14 protein-coding genes and 2 tRNA genes are annotated in these 16,976 nt (G+C 64.6%); 11 read left to right on the top strand and 5 right to left on the bottom strand.

Features of this window, described 5'->3' with window-relative positions; translation table 11 throughout:
• Positions 1–56 precede the first annotated feature (56 nt).
• Positions 57–2,231, bottom strand: coding sequence for a catalase/peroxidase HPI (katG, locus tag FHT98_RS16790; protein ID WP_142114689.1), 2,175 nt, complete (start codon positions 2,229–2,231; stop codon positions 57–59).
• 184 nt (positions 2,232–2,415) lie between these two features.
• Between katG and FHT98_RS16785 the strand changes: the two genes are divergently transcribed.
• Positions 2,416–3,330: a hydrogen peroxide-inducible genes activator gene (locus FHT98_RS16785; protein ID WP_142114688.1), complete on the top strand. Its 915-nt coding sequence runs from the start codon at positions 2,416–2,418 to the stop codon at positions 3,328–3,330.
• A gap of 78 nt (positions 3,331–3,408) precedes the next feature.
• Here the strand turns inward: FHT98_RS16785 and FHT98_RS16780 are convergent, their stop codons facing one another.
• Positions 3,409–3,711, bottom strand: coding sequence for a hypothetical protein (locus FHT98_RS16780; protein ID WP_142114687.1), 303 nt, complete (start codon positions 3,709–3,711; stop codon positions 3,409–3,411).
• Positions 3,712–4,051: 340 nt separating this feature from the next.
• Between FHT98_RS16780 and FHT98_RS16775 the strand changes: the two genes are divergently transcribed.
• Positions 4,052–5,632 (top strand): ABC transporter substrate-binding protein, encoded by a 1,581-nt coding sequence (locus FHT98_RS16775; RefSeq protein ID WP_142114686.1) that lies wholly within the window; start codon positions 4,052–4,054, stop codon positions 5,630–5,632.
• Positions 5,629–7,137, top strand: a complete 1,509-nt coding sequence (locus FHT98_RS16770) for a M81 family metallopeptidase (protein ID WP_142114685.1) — start codon at positions 5,629–5,631, stop codon at positions 7,135–7,137. The genes FHT98_RS16775 and FHT98_RS16770 overlap by 4 nt, the downstream gene beginning before the upstream one ends.
• Positions 7,138–7,150: 13 nt before the next feature.
• Here the strand turns inward: FHT98_RS16770 and FHT98_RS16765 are convergent.
• Positions 7,151–7,225, bottom strand: a tRNA-Gln gene (locus FHT98_RS16765).
• 148 nt (positions 7,226–7,373) lie between these two features.
• On the opposite strand from FHT98_RS16765, the gene FHT98_RS16760 reads away from it, so the two are divergent.
• From FHT98_RS16760 to FHT98_RS16740, 5 genes are all read left to right on the top strand, one after another.
• A tRNA-Pro gene (locus FHT98_RS16760) sits at positions 7,374–7,450 on the top strand.
• A 78-nt stretch (positions 7,451–7,528) separates the two neighbouring features.
• A complete protein-coding gene (locus tag FHT98_RS16755; protein WP_142114684.1) occupies positions 7,529–7,717 on the top strand; it encodes a hypothetical protein in 189 nt (62 codons plus the stop codon).
• A gap of 1,325 nt (positions 7,718–9,042) precedes the next feature.
• Positions 9,043–10,263 carry a transglutaminase-like domain-containing protein gene (locus FHT98_RS16750; protein ID WP_142114683.1) on the top strand — a complete coding sequence of 407 codons (1,221 nt, stop codon included), beginning with the start codon at positions 9,043–9,045 and terminating at the stop codon, positions 10,261–10,263.
• Positions 10,264–10,544: 281 nt separating this feature from the next.
• Positions 10,545–11,375: a class I SAM-dependent methyltransferase gene (locus tag FHT98_RS16745; protein WP_142114682.1), complete on the top strand. Its 831-nt coding sequence runs from the start codon at positions 10,545–10,547 to the stop codon at positions 11,373–11,375.
• A 4-nt stretch (positions 11,376–11,379) separates the two neighbouring features.
• Entirely contained in the window at positions 11,380–11,601 is a 222-nt protein-coding gene (locus FHT98_RS16740; protein ID WP_142114681.1) for a hypothetical protein, read from the top strand.
• Positions 11,602–11,752: 151 nt separating this feature from the next.
• On the opposite strand, the gene FHT98_RS16735 is transcribed toward FHT98_RS16740, so the two are convergent.
• Entirely contained in the window at positions 11,753–11,992 is a 240-nt protein-coding gene (locus FHT98_RS16735) for a hypothetical protein (RefSeq protein ID WP_142114680.1), read from the bottom strand.
• Positions 11,993–12,398: 406 nt separating this feature from the next.
• Between FHT98_RS16735 and FHT98_RS26650 the strand changes: the two genes are divergently transcribed.
• On the top strand, positions 12,399–12,533 hold the full coding sequence (locus tag FHT98_RS26650; protein WP_280140814.1) for a hypothetical protein: 135 nt from the start codon (positions 12,399–12,401) through the stop codon (positions 12,531–12,533).
• Positions 12,534–12,547: 14 nt separating this feature from the next.
• Positions 12,548–13,462, top strand: coding sequence for an MBL fold metallo-hydrolase (locus FHT98_RS16730; RefSeq protein ID WP_142114679.1), 915 nt, complete (start codon positions 12,548–12,550; stop codon positions 13,460–13,462).
• 56 nt (positions 13,463–13,518) lie between these two features.
• Here FHT98_RS16730 and FHT98_RS16725 read toward each other — a convergent pair whose 3' ends face one another.
• Complete coding sequence (locus FHT98_RS16725) at positions 13,519–14,295, bottom strand: DUF1499 domain-containing protein (RefSeq protein ID WP_142114678.1); 777 nt, start codon at positions 14,293–14,295, stop codon at positions 13,519–13,521.
• Between the two features lie 157 nt (positions 14,296–14,452).
• Here FHT98_RS16725 and FHT98_RS16720 point away from each other — a divergent pair, with 157 nt between their 5' ends.
• The gene (locus tag FHT98_RS16720; RefSeq protein WP_185745188.1) at positions 14,453–16,954 is read left to right on the top strand and encodes a methyl-accepting chemotaxis protein; all 2,502 of its coding nucleotides are present in this window, start codon (positions 14,453–14,455) and stop codon (positions 16,952–16,954) included.
• Positions 16,955–16,976 lie beyond the last annotated feature (22 nt).

Raw genomic sequence — 16,976 nt, 5'->3', positions numbered from 1 at the left:
CCCCGCCGGCTGGGCCGGCGGGGCTGATGTCCGTGCAATGCTCGCGCTCGATCGTCTCAGGCCAGATCGGCGCGGTCGGCGTTCATCACCTTGGCCCAGGCCGCGACGAAATCGTCGACGAATTTCCGGGCGTTGTCGTCCTGAGCATAGACCTCGGCATAGGCGCGCAGCACCGAGTTCGAGCCGAAGACGAGGTCGACGCGGCTGGCGGTCCACTTCACCGCGCCGGTCTTGCGGTCGCGGATCTCGTAGAGCCCGTTCGCCGTCGGCACCCAGGCGTAGGCCATGTCGGTGAGGTTGACGAAGAAGTCGCTGGTCAGCGCACCGACCCGATCGGTGAACACGCCATGCTTCGTACCGCCATGGTTGGTGCCGAGCACCCGCATGCCGCCGAGCAGCACCGTCATCTCAGCCGCCGTCAGGCCCAGCAGCTGGGCGCGGTCGAGCAGCATCTCCTCGCCGGTGACGACATAGGCTTCCTTCTGCCAGTTGCGGAAACCGTCGGCGAGCGGCTCCAGCGGGGCGAAGGACGCCGCATCGGTCTGCGCGTCGGTGGCATCGCCACGACCCGGCGCGAAGGGCACGGTCACGTCGAAGCCGGCAGCCTTCGCCGCCTTCTCGACCCCGACATTGCCGGCGAGCACGATGATGTCGGCGACGCTCGCGCCGGCAGCGGCCGCAATCGGCTCCAGGACAGCCAGAACCTTGGCGAGACGCGCCGGCTCGTTGCCGGCCCAGTCCTTCTGCGGGGCGAGGCGGATGCGGGCGCCATTGCTGCCGCCGCGCTTGTCCGACCCGCGGAAGGTGCGGGCGCTGTCCCAGGCGGTCGAGACCAGATCGGCGGTCGAGAGGCCGCTTTCAGCGATCTTCGCCTTGACGGCGGCGACATCGTAGCCGACGCGGCCGGCGGGGACCGGGTCCTGCCAGACCAGCTCCTCGGACGGAACGTCCGGGCCGAAATAGCGCGAGGCCGGGCCGAGATCGCGATGGGTCAGCTTGAACCAGGCGCGGGCGAAGGCATCCGAGAACGCCTCGAAATCGTTGAGGAAGCGCTCCGAGATCGCCCGGTAGGCGGGGTCGACCTTCAGGGCCATGTCGGCATCGGTCATCATCGGGTTGTGGCGGATCGCGGCGTCCTCGACGTCGACCGGCTTGTCCGCATCGGCGATCGAGACCGGCTCGTACTGCCAGGCGCCGGCCGGCGACTTGCGCAGCTCCCAGTCATGGCCGAGCAGCATCTCGAAGAAGCCGTTGTCCCAGCGCGTCGGATGGGTGGTCCAGGCGCCCTCGATGCCGCTGACGACCTGGTCGCGACCGATGCCGCGCCCCTTGCGGTTCATCCAGCCGAGGCCCTGATCCTCGAGCGAACCGCTTTCCGGCGCCGGGCTGAGATTGGCGGCATCGCCATTGCCATGGCTCTTGCCGATGGTGTGGCCGCCGGCGGTCAGCGCCACCGTCTCCTCGTCGTTCATCGCCATGCGCGCGAAGGTCTCGCGCATCATCGCGGCGGTCTTGAGCGGGTCGGGCTTGCCGTTCACGCCTTCCGGATTGACGTAGATCAGGCCCATCTGGACGGCGGCGAGCGGGTTCGCCAGCGTCTTGGCATTGGCGAGATCGCCATAGCGGTTGTCGCTCGGCGCCAGCCACTCCTTCTCCTCGCCCCAGTAGATGTCCTTCTCGGGGTGCCAGATGTCCTCGCGGCCGAAGGCGAAGCCGAAGGTCTTCAGGCCGGCGACCTCATAGGCGATCGTGCCGGCGAGCGCGATCAGATCGGCCCAGCTGACGCGGTTGCCGTATTTCTTCTTGATCGGCCAGAGCAGGCGGCGCGGCTTGTCGGTGTTGGCATTGTCCGGCCAGGAGTTCAGCGGGGCGAAACGCTGGTTGCCGGTGCCGGCGCCGCCGCGGCCGTCGGAGATGCGATAGGTGCCGGCGGCATGCCAGGTCATGCGCGCCATGGTGCCGACATAGCTGCCCCAGTCTGCCGGCCACCAGTCCTGGCTGTCGGTCATCAGCGCGCGCAGGTCGTTCTTCAGCGCCGCGACGTCGAGCTTCTTCAGCTCCTCGCGGTAGTTGAAGTCCTTGCCCAGCGGGTTGGTCTTGCTGTCCTGCTGGTGGAGGATGTCGAGGTTCAGCGCGTTCGGCCACCAGCTGGTGACGGAGCCGCCGGTCTGGGTCATCCCGCCATGCATGACCGGGCACTTGCCGGCCGTCTTCACGTCACCACCGTCCATGACATCCCCCTTCGGAGCTTGCTGAATTGGATCTTTCCGGAAGGCGATCGCCGCCTCACGCCGGAACACGGCTACGTCCCGCATCCGCCCTCGCAGATGCCGCGCCGTTCCATTCGAATGGTTCTAGGGAAAAGCGATCATAATGAGAACTTGAATTTTCAAATCACTACGATAATTTTTTCAAATGATATCGATCAAGCATCTGCGCTATTTCGCCGCCCTGGCGCAGCACCGCCATTTCGGCCGCGCGGCGGATGCCTGCACCATCAGCCAGCCGGCGCTGTCGCTGCAAGTCAAGGATCTGGAGGCGCTGCTCGGCGCGCAGCTGGTCGAGCGCGATCGCCGGCAGATCCGGCTGACCGGCCTCGGCGAGGCCTTTGCCGGGCGGGCGCAGCAGATCCTGCGCTCGGTCGACGAACTGGCCGATCTGGCGCGGGCTTCGAGCCCGTCGCTCGGCGGGCGATTGCGCATCGGCATGATCCCGACGGTCGCGCCCTATCTGCTGCCGGCGGTGATCCGGCGCCTGACGGAGCGATTTCCCGCCGTCGATCTGCGTCCGCGCGAGGCGGTGACCGGCAAGCTGACCGAGGACCTCATCACCGGCGGCCTCGATGTCGCGGTGATGGCCCTGCCCGTCTCCGAGCCGTCGCTCCAGGATCATCCGCTGTTCGAGGAGGAGTTCGTCCTGGTGCGCGCGCTGGCCGACCGCGGCAAGCCGCCGCCGGGCGTCGAGAGCCTGCGCGCGATGCGCCTGCTCCTGCTGGAGGAGGGCCATTGCTTCCGCGATCAGGCGCTGGCCTTCTGCAAGATGACGCCCGGCCTGTCGCAGGACCCGATGGAAGGCAGCTCGCTGGCGACACTGGTGCGCATGGTCGGCGCCGGCATGGGCGTGACGCTGATCCCGGAGATGGCGGTAGCCGCAGAAACATCCGCCGTGGAGGTCAGCATCGCCCGGCTGGCGGAGCCGCGGCCGGCGCGCAGCATCGGCCTGGTCTGGCGCAAGACGAATCCCCTGGCCGAGCATTTCATGCAGGTCGGCGAGATCGTCCGTCAGGAACACGACATCCTGCGGCAAGGATGCGTGGTGTCCCCGATCTGACGAACAGCTCCGATCGAGGTCGAAAAAAAGCGGCCCGTCACCGGGCCGCCGATCCGTTGCGAGTACTCTGCGTCCCGATTACCAGCCGCGGTGACGACGATAATGGGGGCGCGGGCCGTAGCCGGGACGCGGGCCGTAGCCATAGCCCCGGCTATAGCCATGACGGGGGCCATAGCCGTAGCCGCCGCGACCATAGCGCTGTTGCCGCTGGGTTTCGCGCATGATCATGTGCCGCCGCTCGGCAGCGGCCGACCAGGTGTATTCTGCGTCCTGCTTGTCCAATCGCTGCGCCATCGACGCGGGCAGCTGTTCCGAAGCCATCGCCGGGGCGGCCAGCGAAACGCCAAGGCCCAGGGCAGCAAGTACGAGGAATTTGCGCATATGTTTTCTCCTTGATCCGATCGCATTAAACGCGCCAACGCCTCAACGGTTCATGAACCGCGTTGTTGGCTTACGTTCATCACGCACCGATTGCCGCCCTATTATCAGGCTCCGGCTTTCCGCAACGCCATTCGAAGGCCGAGTTTTGCAAGGGTGCGACACGGTTTCAATGCCTGGGAATGGAAGGGCGGCGATGCGCTCAACGTGCATGGCGCGGCCGATACACAGGTCCGCAAAGCGCTTGCGCCCGCCAATTCGGCCATTCTAGGATCGGTGCATTGGGATTGCAGCGACGTAACCTTAAGCGTCCTTTCCATCTCCTCGGCAGAGGGCTCACGGCATGAAGCGTCGGACATTTCTGGGTGTCGCTGCGGGTGCTGCGGTCTCCGCGATTGCAAAGCCGGCTCTCGCGCAGCCGACGAAACTGCTGAAATTCATTCCGGAATCGGATGTCGCGATCGTCGACCCGGTCTGGACGACGGCGACCGTGACGCGCAATCACGGCTACCTCGTCTTCGATACGCTTTACGGCCAGAACGCCGCCTACGGTTTCGAGCCGCAGATGGTGGCCGGTCATACGGTCGAGGACGACGGCAAGCTCTGGCGGCTGACGCTGCGCGAGGGCTTGCGCTTCCATGATGGCGAACCGGTCCGCGCACAGGACGTCGTGCCGAGCATTCGCCGTTTCTCGGCACGCGACGCCTTCGGCCGCGCCCTGATGGATGCGACCGACGAGCTCTCGGCCGAATCCGATCGCGTCGTGAAGTTCCGGCTCAAGCGGCCTTTCCCGCTGCTGCCGGCAGCGCTCGGCAAGACGGGGACCTCGATGCCCTGCATCATGCCCGAGCGCTTCGCCGTCACCGACCCCAACAAGCAGGTCACCGAGATGGTCGGCAGCGGGCCGTTCCGCTTCAGGGCCGATGAGCGCGTCCCGGGTGCGCTGACCGTCTATGAGCGGTTTGCGGATTATGTTCCGCGCGCCGATGGCTCCGCCACCTTCACCGCGGGCCCGAAGCACGCGCATTTCGAGCGTATCGAATGGCACATCATCCCCGATCCGCAAACGGCCGCGAATGCGCTGAGCAACGGCGAGATCGACTGGTGGCAGAACCCGACGCCCGATCTTCAGGCTGCGCTGAAAGGCAAACCGGGCCTCAAGCTGGAGGGGCTTGACCCGGCTGGCGGCATCGGCTGCCTGCGCTTCAACGCACTGCACCCGCCCTTCGACAATCCGGCGATCCGGCGGGCGCTGCTCGGCGCCATCGACCAGAGCGAGTGCATGACGGCGGTTGCCGGGGACGAGCGCTCGCTCTGGAAGGATCATGTCGGCGTCTTCAGCCCGGACACGCCGATGGCGACGACGGCCGGGACCGAGAGGCTGGTCGGCAAGCGCGATTTCGCCGCCGTCAAACGCGCCCTGGCGGAGGCCGGCTACAAGGGCGAGCGCGTCGTGCTGCTCGATCCGACCGACTACCCCTCGACCCATGCGCTCGCGGCCGTGGCGGCCGATGCCCTGCAGAAATCCGGCATGAACGTCGAGCTGGTCTCGACCGACTGGGGCACGGTCGTCCAGCGCCGCGCCAGCCGGCAGCCGGTCGACAAGGGCGGCTGGAGCATCTTCCTCACCTACCTGAACGGCACGAATAATTTCGATCCCGCCAGCCAGCTCGGCATCCGCGGCAATGGCGACAAGGCCTGGTTCGGCTGGCCTACATCGCCGCGCCTCGAAGAGCTCAGGCTCGACTGGTTCGCCGCCAAGGATGTCGCGGCCCAGAAGGCGATCTGTGCCGAGATCCAGAAGCAGTTCTTCATCGACGTGCCCTATATCCCGCTCGGCGCCTACTACGAAAAGACGGCCTATCGCGGGATCACCGGCATGCGTATCGGTTTCGCCCAGTTCTACGACGTCAGGCCGCTGTGACACATTCCAAGCTTCGGATCGCCGTTCTTCAGTTCGCTCATGAGACGGTGACGTTCCTTCCAAACGACACGACGCGGGAGGATTTCATCTATCCGGGATCTCCGGCCTCCGGCGAGGACCTGCTTGCCACCGATCCCAAAGGCTACATGGGCGGCTTCGTGCAGGTTGCCCGCGAGTTTGAGGATGTCGAGCTGATCGGCATCACCTCGCCGCTCTGGCCGCGGACCGGAACGGGCTCGGGCTGGGTGACCGAGGATGCCTACGAGCATTTCATGGGCATCATGATTGCGGAGCTGAAGGCGCAGCCGCAATTCGACGGCGTCTATCTCGCGCTCCATGGCGCTCTCGCCGTGCGCGGGGTGCCGAAGCCGGAGGCCGACATCGCCCGGCGCGTCCGCGAGGTGGTCGGCGACAAGGCCTTCATCACCGCGACCTTCGACCCGCACGGCAACGAGGACGAAGCCTTCCTCGAACAGGCCGACATGGCCTTCTGCGTCAAATACTTCCCGCATTACGACATGCATCTGCAGGGCGAGCGCGCGGCACGCATGCTGGTCCGGTCGATCCGCGGCAGCTTCAAGCCGGTGCATCGGACCCTGCGCATCCCGATCATCGCGCCGACGGTGGTGATGTGGACCGGCGCCTCGCCCTGGTCCGATCTCATCCAGCGTGCGCTGATCTGGGAGGCGCGCGAGCCCGATGTCTTCGTCAACGTGCTCTTCGGCTTTCCCTGGTCCGACGTCCCCGATGCCGGCATGTCGCTGCAGGTGCTGACAAACAACGACCCCGACCTCGCCGAGCGCGTCATGCGCGACATGGCGGGATGGATCTGGCGCCGGCGCCAGGCGCTGCTGGATACCGTCAAGATCTACAAGGCGAAGGAGGCTGTCGCTCTGGCCCGCGAGGCTGTCGCCGGCGGCAAGGGCCCCGTCGTGCTCGCCGACTACAGCGATCGCTCAGGCTACGCCACCTGGCTCCTTCAGGAGATCGTGGCGCAAAAGCTGGAGCGCACCCTGATCGCCACGATCGCCTCACCCGAGGTGGTTCGCTCCGTGATCGCGTCCGGCGCGAAGCCGGGCGACGCCTTCGATGCGGAGATCGGCGGCCTCTTCGACGAATCGGCCGGTGCGCCCGTCCGCATCTCCGGCACGCTGCGATCCGTGGGCCCGGCAACGACTGCGCGCGGCCATGGCAAGGACTGGATCTGCGTCGAATTCGGCAAGGGCAATGTACTGGTGCTCAGCCCCTATCTCGTCCAGATCGTCGAGCCTGCGGAACTCTGGCAGCTCGGGCTCGAACCCCGGGATTTCGATGTGATCGCGATCAAGTCGCGCGTCCATTTCCGCCGGGGCTTCGACGATAGCGGCTTTGCGCCCACCATCCTCCTGGTCGAGCCGCCCGAGCCCTTCATGGGCACGGTGCATCTCGACGCACTCGCCTACAAGCATCTCACGCTGGCGGACTACTATCCCTATGGCAACCCGAGCTTTGCAGCGGGAGGCTGACGCGTCGGGCCGCTGGCTGGGGCGGGAGGATTCGAACCTCCGAATGGCGGTACCAAAAACCGCTGCCTTACCACTTGGCGACGCCCCAATATGCGGCGCCTTCTAGAACGCGGCGGCGCAGCGCGCAACCGGCAAGCGACCTCGCCCCGCGCCTTGCCGGAAGAATTCCTCCACAACCTGCAAAGAGCCTGTTGCACAGGAGCCGCGCGCTGGCTATAAGCCGGCCACCAGCGGATCGGAGTGTGGCTCAGCCTGGTAGAGCACCTCGTTCGGGACGAGGGGGTCGCAGGTTCAAATCCTGCCACTCCGACCAAAATTTCCCGAGATATTTCAAGAAGTTGAGACGATGGCCCTTCGGGGCCTTTTTCTTTGCCCGACAGAAATCCCAGTCATGCCAATCCGACCTGATCCCCTCGCCTACCCTCCACGAGGCATGTCGCGGGAGGAAGCAGCCCGCGACATCGGCGTCGGCACATCCAAGTTCGACCAGCTCGTGGCAGATGGCGGAAAGCCGAAGCGGATCGACGGGCGGGTGATCTGGAACCGCTTCGCTCTCGATGCCGCCTTCGGCTGCAATTGACGGAGTTCATCAACAGGCCGCATTGGCCGCGTTGAGACGAAAAAGCCCGGCCCCGCGCGAGCCGGGCAGTGATCTGTAGCCACCCTGCGTGAAGCGAGAGCTCGGGCAAGATGCGGCGCCGCCCTAATCCAACGTCGGCGCGCGCTGGGCTAGGTCCAGGAATACGCACAGTCCGGTAAGCCAGAAGATCGCGAGAATCATCATACCCACCGGCGCATCGAATGACGTTAGGAAAGCATTAATCAGGCCATGACGCTAGGACCCCTTTGAGGATCTGGCGGCTCAAAATTTGACCCGAGATGCCAAACAGCATGTCGGATGCCCCGAATTGAAGCGCCTAAGAACCAAACTGAGACCGAAGCTGGGCGCGCGAGCTGCCAGCAAGACCCTGCGAGTCTCGCTCATTCTGTTTGCGCTCGCGATGCAGGCGGTATGGGTCGCCATGCTCTGCATGGCAGCGTTCAAACTCTACACGTGGGTCACCTGAAACAAAAAGGCCCGGCACCTAGACGAATATTGGCCTAAGGGAATTAAGAAGCAAAATCCTTGAAGGCAACAATGCGGGGAGGCGAATAAATGCGAGGCGCTTTAGCTCTTGCACTCTTGTTCTTCAACTGCACCGCTCATGCGGGCGAACCTTGACGCCTAGCGGCAGACGCCGTCTACCGCAGTAAAGCGCCAATTCCGATGTCGACAGTAGACCGCCGCCTCGCATGTGGCGGCCTGGTGGAAGGCGCCCATTGCAGGTCCAACTACCTTGGAAACGGGTGCTGGATATTCGTCTGCCTGAACGGCCAAATCGTACAGGATGGCGCAAAGCACTGCAGCTTCTTTATGGAACCTCTCTGCGCAAACTGGAGGCAATGCCCCTAGCGCAGTCGATGGAACGAAAAAACCCCGCCAGCGGGAGCTAACGGGGCCGAGTGAAGGTCCGAGGTGTCACACCACCGTAACGCTGCATAAGCGCGATCGGTTCCGCAAAGACCGCCGTCTCCGCGTCGGCGTCGCCGCCTCCAGTAACCATCTCTCTGACGATTAGCTTTGCGCTTCCGATAGTGATTACGCTGTGAGGCGTGGCCTGGGCGACGAAGACACAGACTTCGACGCCGCGATCGAGACGGTGCCGCAATGGCTGCTGAGCGCGATCAATCTCGCCGGAGCACTCATAATCGCGCTCATATAGATGTAAAAGCCGCCCGCCGTTCAGGGCGGGTCAGGGGCGGTGAGGCTTGGCAGCCCTATTTGGATGACGGGTGTTGCCGCGGCGCTATTTGCTGAAATTTAGAACTAGACTATTTCCTCCCAGATCAACGACTGGGGCGATTATGATCACGCGCATTTGGGCGGCTGTGGCCGTAGTTCCGGTCGTTATTTCCGTGGCGTTTGGTGCTGCCTACCGCCTCACGCATAAGCCTGCAGAACAGCCCCCGCCGCAGGTTCAGAGCCAACCGGAACCACCCGAACTACCTTTGCCCGAGCTTGTCGCAAAGCTGATCGAGGGCGGTGACCCGACGTGCCCCGGCGTAGGCAGTCTCAAGTATGAAGCCTGCCTGCTATATCAAAGCGCACTCGGTGTCTGGCGGAACGTCGGCTTTACGAGGTCGTGCAAACCTACAGCCGCCGAAGTCGGCACGCCTCGACAGATCAGGCCCGAGGACGCGATCAATGCGCCAAAATCCTCGTGCTTTCGCTCTGTCTACGCCGTTTTGGTCGCGAACACGACACCAATCCTGTCGAGCACGGCTCTGCACGTATTCTACCTACGCGGGGCTCCCGGCTTTAAGCAGCCAGGAAGCGATGCGGAAATCTGCATACAGGTTAGACATGGCATATGCGGGAACCAGGCGGCTGTCGGACTAGCCTTCCTCGAACTGGCAACTATAGAAGCGAGGACAGTAAAATATTTTTATGAATATAAAGGCGTAAGGCTGAGCCACATCAACGTTGAAGCGATGATCGACGGAAAATGGCGTCTGATCGATACGACATACGGCGCTTATTGGAGCGAGGACACTACCGGCAAGGCACCCTTCGCCCTAGCGGCAACTGACGACATAATAAATGACGAGAAAATTCGCAAAAACGTGTCATTTAATACGGCGCTGATGCCGTATAGTCTTTATGAAACGTTTTTGAACGTTGATCGCTTCAATTATCTTAGCAACAAACCCGACATCGTCAGGGGCGAAGCTGGGACGGTCGGCATCGATCTGACCGGCAATAGCGGGGCGGAGAACTTCAACAACATCCCAAATTATGTTGGAGACAACGTTGCGGGTCGCCCATTCACCGGCCTGGAGTACGATCTCGACCCGGAAGAAAAGACAAAGCCGATCGACCTGACCATCGAGGTGTCCGGCGCTTCTATCACCGGCGATAAGCCTGCGTGGGTATGCGTCGATGCCCAGTGCCGAAGGTTCAACAAAGACGTGAAACTGGTCTCCTTCCGAACTCGCGCGCCCGACAGGCTCTATATCAAGACAGAAAACGACGTCGCCTTCGTTGTAATGAAGTCGATCACTTGGAAGGTCGAACAAGGTTCCTGACAGCGCCGCTTTCGGGGCGTTGACGGAGGCTTTGGCCGACCCGTTTTGACAGCTCACGAGCCTCACGTCCGCGACCGGCCGTCGAGCGCACCGCCAGTTCCTGAACGCCGCGAATTCAAATCGCTTTGTTCGCGGCGCCAAGCGTCGGCCCGCAGTTCGCCAACCGGCTCGACCGAAGCAGCAATTTATCATCGAGCGAAAGGCGCTTTGGCCCTTGGGGGCATAGACTTGATTTTTGGAAGAAGGCGAGCGCAGATGCGTCAGCCCCACAGAGAGATTAAATGTCGAACTCTCAGGCAGATGTCGATCAGGCCAATTCGTCGTTCTGGGACGATCTATGTGGATCGCATTTGGCGAACGTGTTGGGCGTGACGGACAGCACACCCAGTTCTCTGAAGAAATTCGATGACTGGTATATGGATTACTATCCATATCTTCTCGACCATATCCCCTTCGGATCGATGGCAGGAAAGGATGTTCTCGAAGTCGGGCTCGGCTACGGCACCGTTTCACAAAAGATCATGTTGTCAGGAGCGCAATACTCGGGACTGGACATTGCTGCCGGCCCTGTCGCGATGTGCAATGACCGCGCGAACCAGATTGGTCGAGAGCCTGGGGCAAGGCAGGGAAGCATTCTCCATGCCCCCTTCCGTGACGCTACTTTCGATTACGTGGTCGCGATTGGCTGCCTGCATCACACCGGCGACCTCCAAGGCGCAATCAACGAGTGCCTCCGCGTTCTGCGCCCAGGCGGGAAGCTGATCTTCATGGTTTACTACGCCTACTCCCTGCGCCGATTTCAGCAGGCGCGATCCGAAACACTGCGGTATCTGAAGGCCGAGACGTTTGGTTATCGCGGCCCGGTGTTCGGCATGCGCGCAGCGGAACGCGCGTCCTACGATAAAAATTCCGCCGGGGACGCCGCCCCTCACACCGATTTCATCAGCCGCCGCTCCCTAGCCCATCTCTGCTGCGGCTTTACGAAGTTCTCTTCCCGCGTCGAGAACTGGGACGATGCGAGCCCGTTTAAAACGAGTAAGAGAGCCGATATGATCGGCAGTGTATGGCCCCGCTTTCTGGGCCTTGATCTATATGCAACCGCCACAAAGTAGAACAATGCCGACCAAAGAAGAAAATCTTGCGGTTTGGGCAGATCGCGTAGCCGCCGATCTTCTGGATCACTTCGCCGTCGCTTTCGTCAATTCGGAGAGCAATGCGGGCATCGACCCAAAAGCAGCGCTCCAGTCAAAGATCAAATATCGGCTTGTTGCCACCGTTCAAGGACGGATAGACTTGGATCGCGCTGCCGCAGCAGGTGCGACCGAAGAACCAAACTAGGTCGCGCTCACCCCGTTGGTCGATACACGCCCGAATTGGCCCAGTTGCCCTGAACCGTCCCAGACGTGCAGCCATACACCGCCGTCCAAATGCACGAGTTTGCATTGTTTACGGCGGCCCCTGAGACTGCGCCGATCGCTGAAATCCGCATCTACATATCAGCGCGATTTGCCAGAGTTAGCCCGCTCGACGTGACGATGTCGAAAGGCACATACTGCGATGGGACGGTGCCTGTGCCATTGGCCACCGTCAGCGTTTCGCCGAGCGTCGCGGTGCCGGAGATGGCCGGCAGCACGGTATTTGCCGGCACGGCCGAAACACCGGAGAACTTCTCCTTGAAGCCCTCGAAATTGGCGTAGCTGCGCTTCTGCGCGGCCTTGGTGATGGGCATATCATTCGCCCTTCTTCTTCGCGTCGCCCTTGTTGCCGGGTGCCGTCTCGGCCTCGTTCTTCGGAGCCGCCGGCTCCTTCTTCTGCCGCGGGATGAAGCGCGATCGGCCCATTCCGTCAGGCGTGCCTCGGAAATCTCCGGCGCGTCGAATTCATCGCCGGAACCGTCACCCATCTGTCAAACGGCACGACTATTGCGTCGGCTCCGAAACGGAGACGACCATGCTGCGCGACTGCCCGCCCGACGCCAAGGCCACCCTTGCCCTGATCGCCCTCTCGGCGATCTGCATCCTGGGCTGGCTTGCCGATCTCAGCCTTTGAGTGCGCGCTTTCCGACCGAATTGCCCCTGTCGTCCAACACCCACAGCCACTAGACTGCCGCCTCATCGAATCGAACGGTCGGGTCCATGAAGCGCATCACCCTCCTTGCCGGCATCCTCGGATTGGCCGTGTTTCTGTCCGGCTGCGACAAGTGCGGCAATTTCGGCCCGCTGTTCGGATCGTCCGACACCAAGAGCTGCGGCGGCAAGTCGACGAGCTAGGGCCAGCGGGACAGATGGCCGACGAGATCGAGTTCGACAGAAGCGCGCCGACGGCGGCCGGCACGGTCGCCACCCTGTCGCCGCTGGTCCGCCGGATCATCGCCGGCAATGGCGGACCGATGACCTTCACCGGCACCTGCTCCTATATCGTCGGCCGCGGCACGGTCGCTATCATCGATCCCGGCCCTGACGATGCGGACCATATCGAGCGCCTCCTGGCGGCGGTCCAAGGCGAGACGGTCAGTCATATCGTCGTCACCCATACCCATCGCGATCACTCGCCCGCGGTGCCCGCGCTGAAGGCGGCAACCGGCGCGACGGTGGTCGGCTGCGGGCCGCATCGGCCGTCGCGGGAGCTCGGACCGGGCGAAGGCCGCGTGCTCGATGCCGCCGCCGATACCGATTTCCTGCCGGACTGGGCGATGGCCGACGGCGACGCCGTCTCCGGGCCCGGCTGGAGCCTCGCCGCCATCGAGACGCCCGGCCACACCGCCAACCATCTCGCCTTCACGCTCGCCGAAGAGGAGACGCTGTTCTCCGGCGACCATGTCATGGCCTGGTCGACCACGGTGGTCGCCCCGCCCGACGGCTCGATGGCCGCCTATATGGCCTCGATCGAAAAACTGCGCGGGCTGGAGCACGCCCGCTACTGGCCGGGCCATGGCGGCCCGGTCACCGAGCCGCAGCGGTTTCTGCGCGGACTGGTCCAACACCGCCGCCAGCGCGAGGCCGCGATCCTGAACCGGCTCGGCGCTGGCGACGACACCATCGCCGCGATGGTACCGGTGATCTATCAGGGCCTGGCCCCAGCCCTGCACGGCGCCGCGGCGCTTTCCGTGCTGGCCCAGATCGAGGATCTCGTGCTGCGCGGCGCCGTCCAATCCAGCGACGCGATTCCAGCCCTCGCCAGCCGCTACAAGCTCGCCTGAAGCGGCTGGCGAGGGCCGGCTTTTTCCGGAAACCGCGTTCCACTTTTCCGGCCGCTCTAGCGGCTCTCCATCAGCAATTCGATCTCGTCGGTGAAGGCCGCGACACGCGCCGCATTCGCGCCGAGATCATGGCGACCGAGGCGCGAGGCCGAGCGGATGTCGATCCGGCTGCCGTCGACACGCGGCCTGATGCGGATGGCGATGTCCTCGGAGAAATGCAGGATGCGGCCGCGGGCCACCGCCTCGACCCGCCCTGCGCCGCTGCGCCCGCCCGGCCGCGCGGTCTCCAGCACCTGCCAGCCCAGCCCCAATGCCGCTCGCCTGGCGAGATCGAAGGCGGCCTCCGCCGGCAGTTCGAGCAGGATCGGCACTGCCTTGGGATAGGCCTGACGCTGCAAGCGCCGCTGCAGCGCCGGCACGTCGGGCGGGACCCGGCCGGAACGCGCCGTCAACGCGGCCTGCGAACGGCTGAAGGCGGGGGGATCGTCGATATCGGTCGAGACATCGGCAAGAGCCGGCCTGGTCACAAGCCTGAGCACGATAAAGCCTGCCGGTGCGAGCAGGAGGAGCGAGAGCAGCAGCGCGCCGGCGGCCATGCCGGCGCCGCGATGGTCGGAATGCCAGATGCGGATGAAGGCGAGGATGGCAAGACCGAGCGCCGCAAGCACGAGAACATAGGCGCCGGCGACCGGGGCGAGCCCCTCGATGCTCGGCTCCCGCAAACGGACCAGCAGCAGCGACAAAAGCAGCACCGCGAACGCAAACCAGGCCAGTCGCCTGCTCCAGACAGCGGCGCGCGAAACCGGTTCCTCGAAGACGAGACGGCGGTGCATGGCCCTTTCGTGCCCGTGGCGAACCCGGAACGCAAGCCGGGAGCGCGTGAAGCGCAATCTTAATCAAATCGGCAATAAGTGGGCAGGAAGAGGTTTCGCTGCTGCCTCTCGGCCTCCGCCACCGCCTTACCGCCGCATGTCTCGCTCGAGTCCCGCCGTGAAATTCTTCCCCTCTTCGATCCAGAACTATCTCGTCGCCACCATGGCCTGCCTGTGCGTGCCGGGCATCGGTGCGCTGGCCTACATGGCGCAACAATCCATCGTCGACGTGCGCAGCAACATGCGGCTGGCCGAGCTGGTCGATGCCGACAAGGCCCTGCTGCTCACCGGCAACGCGATCCGCACCGCGCGCGGACAGGCCCAGACCAGCATTCAGGTCGCCGACGATCCCGCCCCGGTGCTGAAGCAGATCGAGGAGAGCAATCGCAACCGCATCGCCGAGGCGATCGCGCAGCTCGACGAAACCGACCTGCCGAGCCGCAAGGAGCTGATCGCCGGCATCCAGCAGCAGCAGAAGCTCACCGACGCCAGGATGGCCGACCTCTATGCCGAGGCGGCCAAGCCGAAGGCGCAGCGCAGCCTCGCCGCCACCATGCCCTGGTATAACGGCGTCGGCTCGATCGAAGGCGCGATCGTCAAGGCTTCCGACGAGACCTCCAATGCCGCCCGCCTCGCCGACCCGATCCTGGCAGACCTGCAGAGCTTCAAATCGGCCGGCTGGGATGTCCGCTCGAACTACGGCACGCAATGCTCGGTGCTGCGTCCGGCCTTCGGCTCGGGCAAGGCGCTCGAGACGGCGCAGATCCGCAAGCTCGGCGAATTGCGCGGCATCTCCAACGCGGCCGGCGAGACGCTGAAGCAGCTCGCCTCGCGGCCTGGCGTCGGGAGCGAGCTCGTCCGGAAGATCGGCATCATGTCGGCCGAGGTCGAAGCCTCGAACCGCAGGATGGACGACCTGATCGGCAAGCTCGGGCAAGGTTCAGGCCCCGTCATCGCGGCGGAAGAATGGACGAAGCAGTGCAACGCGCCGTTCACCGCGATCGTCTCTGCCGTTACCCAGTCGCTCGACGACATGGTCGCGCGGACGGAGAAGGAGCTCAACGCTGCCTGGACGAGGCTCGCCATCGTCGGTTCGTTGCTGGCCGTGCTGCTCGCGATCTGCGTCCTGAGCTGGCGCGGCGTGCAGCGCCGCGTCGCGCGGCCGCTGGTCTCGCTGAAATCCGCGCTGGACGAGATGCAGACGGGCAATTTCGCCCAGGCCATCCCGGCCGCCCCCTCGCCGGACGAGATCGGTTCGCTGAGCGGCGCCCTCGAAATCTACCGCGAGAACGCGCTTGCCCTCGAGCAGAACCGGCGCGACCGCGAACTCGCGATGCTCGCCGATGCCGAGCAGGCTGCCCATGTCCAAAAGCTGCTCGGCGAAGTCGCCAACATCGTCGCCGATGCCCGTGACGGCAATTTCTCCGGCAAGGCGCAGGTCGGGGGCATGGAAGGCCCGCTCAAGGAGCTCGTCGAGGGCATCAACGAGATCAACGCGGTTGTCGACGGGGCGACGACGGAGTTCGCCGGTGCGCTGTCTGCGATCGCGGGCGGGGACCTGACCAACCGGGTCGAGACGGCCTATCGCGGCCGCTTCGCCGACCTGAAGGGCGCGATCAACGAGACGGTGGATCGCCTCTCGGACACGGTGGCGACGATCCAGACGACCTCGGCCGATGTCGGCCTCGCCGCACGCGAGATCAACATGGGCGCGGACGATCTGTCGAAGCGCACTGAGGAACAGGCCTCCTCGCTGGAGGAGACCGCCGCCACGACCGAGGAGCTCGCGGCCTCGGTCAAGGCTTCCGCCCAGGCCTCGAAGGATGCCGCCCGGATCGCCGACGAGGCGATGCAGGCGGCCGAGAATGGCGGCACTATTGCCGGCCAGGCGGTCGACGCCATGGCCAGGATCGAGAGCGCCTCGCAGAAGATCTCCGACATCATCCGGGTGATCGACGACATCGCCTTCCAGACCAATCTGCTGGCGCTCAACGCCGCGGTCGAGGCGGCCCGCGCCGGCGATGCCGGCAAGGGCTTCGCCGTCGTCGCCTCGGAGGTGCGCACCCTGGCGCAGCGTTCGAGCGAGGCGGCCAAGGACATCTCCGGCCTGATCTCCTCGTCCAATGTCGAGGTCGGCGAAGGCGTCAAGCTGGTGCGTCAGGCCGGCGACCAGCTTGCCCGCATCCTGGCGGCCTCGCAGAAGGTCGCGGCGACGATCGCCGACATCTCGGCGGCGTCCGGCGAGCAGGCCAACGGCATCGACGAGATGAGTCAGGCGGTCGCCCATCTCGACGAGATGACCCAGCAGAACGCGGCTTTGTCCGAACAGAGCGCGGCCTCCGCCAACGCTCTCTCCGGCCGGATCGAGCAGCTCAACGGACTGGTCGCGACCTTCCGCACCGGGCGCGAGCCCGCCGGCCAGGCGGCTTATGCGCAACCGGCCACCCCGGCCCGCGCGAAGGCGCCGATGCGGGCCGCCAGGCCGGCCCCCGCCGCCTCCGGCGAGCCGGAGCGGCTGCGCCAGCTCGCCGAGGCCGCCTTCGTCCAGTCCCGTGCCCCCGCCCCGCGCAAGGTCGCCAATGGCGGCCGGGCCAACGATTCCGGATGGGAGGAGTTCTGAGGCCACCAAGCCTCCGAACATC

Source organism: Allobosea sp. AK1, from assembly GCF_006714945.1.
Lineage (GTDB): Bacteria > Pseudomonadota > Alphaproteobacteria > Rhizobiales > Beijerinckiaceae > Allobosea > Allobosea robiniae.
The sequence above is the reverse complement of the archived record's forward strand: the minus strand, read 5'-3'. Positions and strand labels throughout refer to the sequence as shown.

What these genes read in the sequence shown, in the direction of transcription:
- katG (WP_142114689.1), bottom strand. Translation starts at nt 2,231, where the DNA reads ATGGACGGTGGTGACGTGAAGACGGCCGGCAAGTGCCCGGTCATGCAT.
- FHT98_RS16785 (WP_142114688.1), top strand. Translation starts at nt 2,416, where the DNA reads ATGATATCGATCAAGCATCTGCGCTATTTCGCCGCCCTGGCGCAGCAC.
- FHT98_RS16780 (WP_142114687.1), bottom strand. Translation starts at nt 3,711, where the DNA reads ATGCGCAAATTCCTCGTACTTGCTGCCCTGGGCCTTGGCGTTTCGCTG.
- FHT98_RS16775 (WP_142114686.1), top strand. Translation starts at nt 4,052, where the DNA reads ATGAAGCGTCGGACATTTCTGGGTGTCGCTGCGGGTGCTGCGGTCTCC.
- FHT98_RS16755 (WP_142114684.1), top strand. Translation starts at nt 7,529, where the DNA reads ATGCCAATCCGACCTGATCCCCTCGCCTACCCTCCACGAGGCATGTCG.
- FHT98_RS16750 (WP_142114683.1), top strand. Translation starts at nt 9,043, where the DNA reads ATGATCACGCGCATTTGGGCGGCTGTGGCCGTAGTTCCGGTCGTTATT.
- FHT98_RS16745 (WP_142114682.1), top strand. Translation starts at nt 10,545, where the DNA reads ATGTCGAACTCTCAGGCAGATGTCGATCAGGCCAATTCGTCGTTCTGG.
- FHT98_RS16740 (WP_142114681.1), top strand. Translation starts at nt 11,380, where the DNA reads ATGCCGACCAAAGAAGAAAATCTTGCGGTTTGGGCAGATCGCGTAGCC.
- FHT98_RS16735 (WP_142114680.1), bottom strand. Translation starts at nt 11,992, where the DNA reads ATGCCCATCACCAAGGCCGCGCAGAAGCGCAGCTACGCCAATTTCGAG.
- FHT98_RS26650 (WP_280140814.1), top strand. Translation starts at nt 12,399, where the DNA reads ATGAAGCGCATCACCCTCCTTGCCGGCATCCTCGGATTGGCCGTGTTT.
- FHT98_RS16730 (WP_142114679.1), top strand. Translation starts at nt 12,548, where the DNA reads ATGGCCGACGAGATCGAGTTCGACAGAAGCGCGCCGACGGCGGCCGGC.
- FHT98_RS16725 (WP_142114678.1), bottom strand. Translation starts at nt 14,295, where the DNA reads ATGCACCGCCGTCTCGTCTTCGAGGAACCGGTTTCGCGCGCCGCTGTC.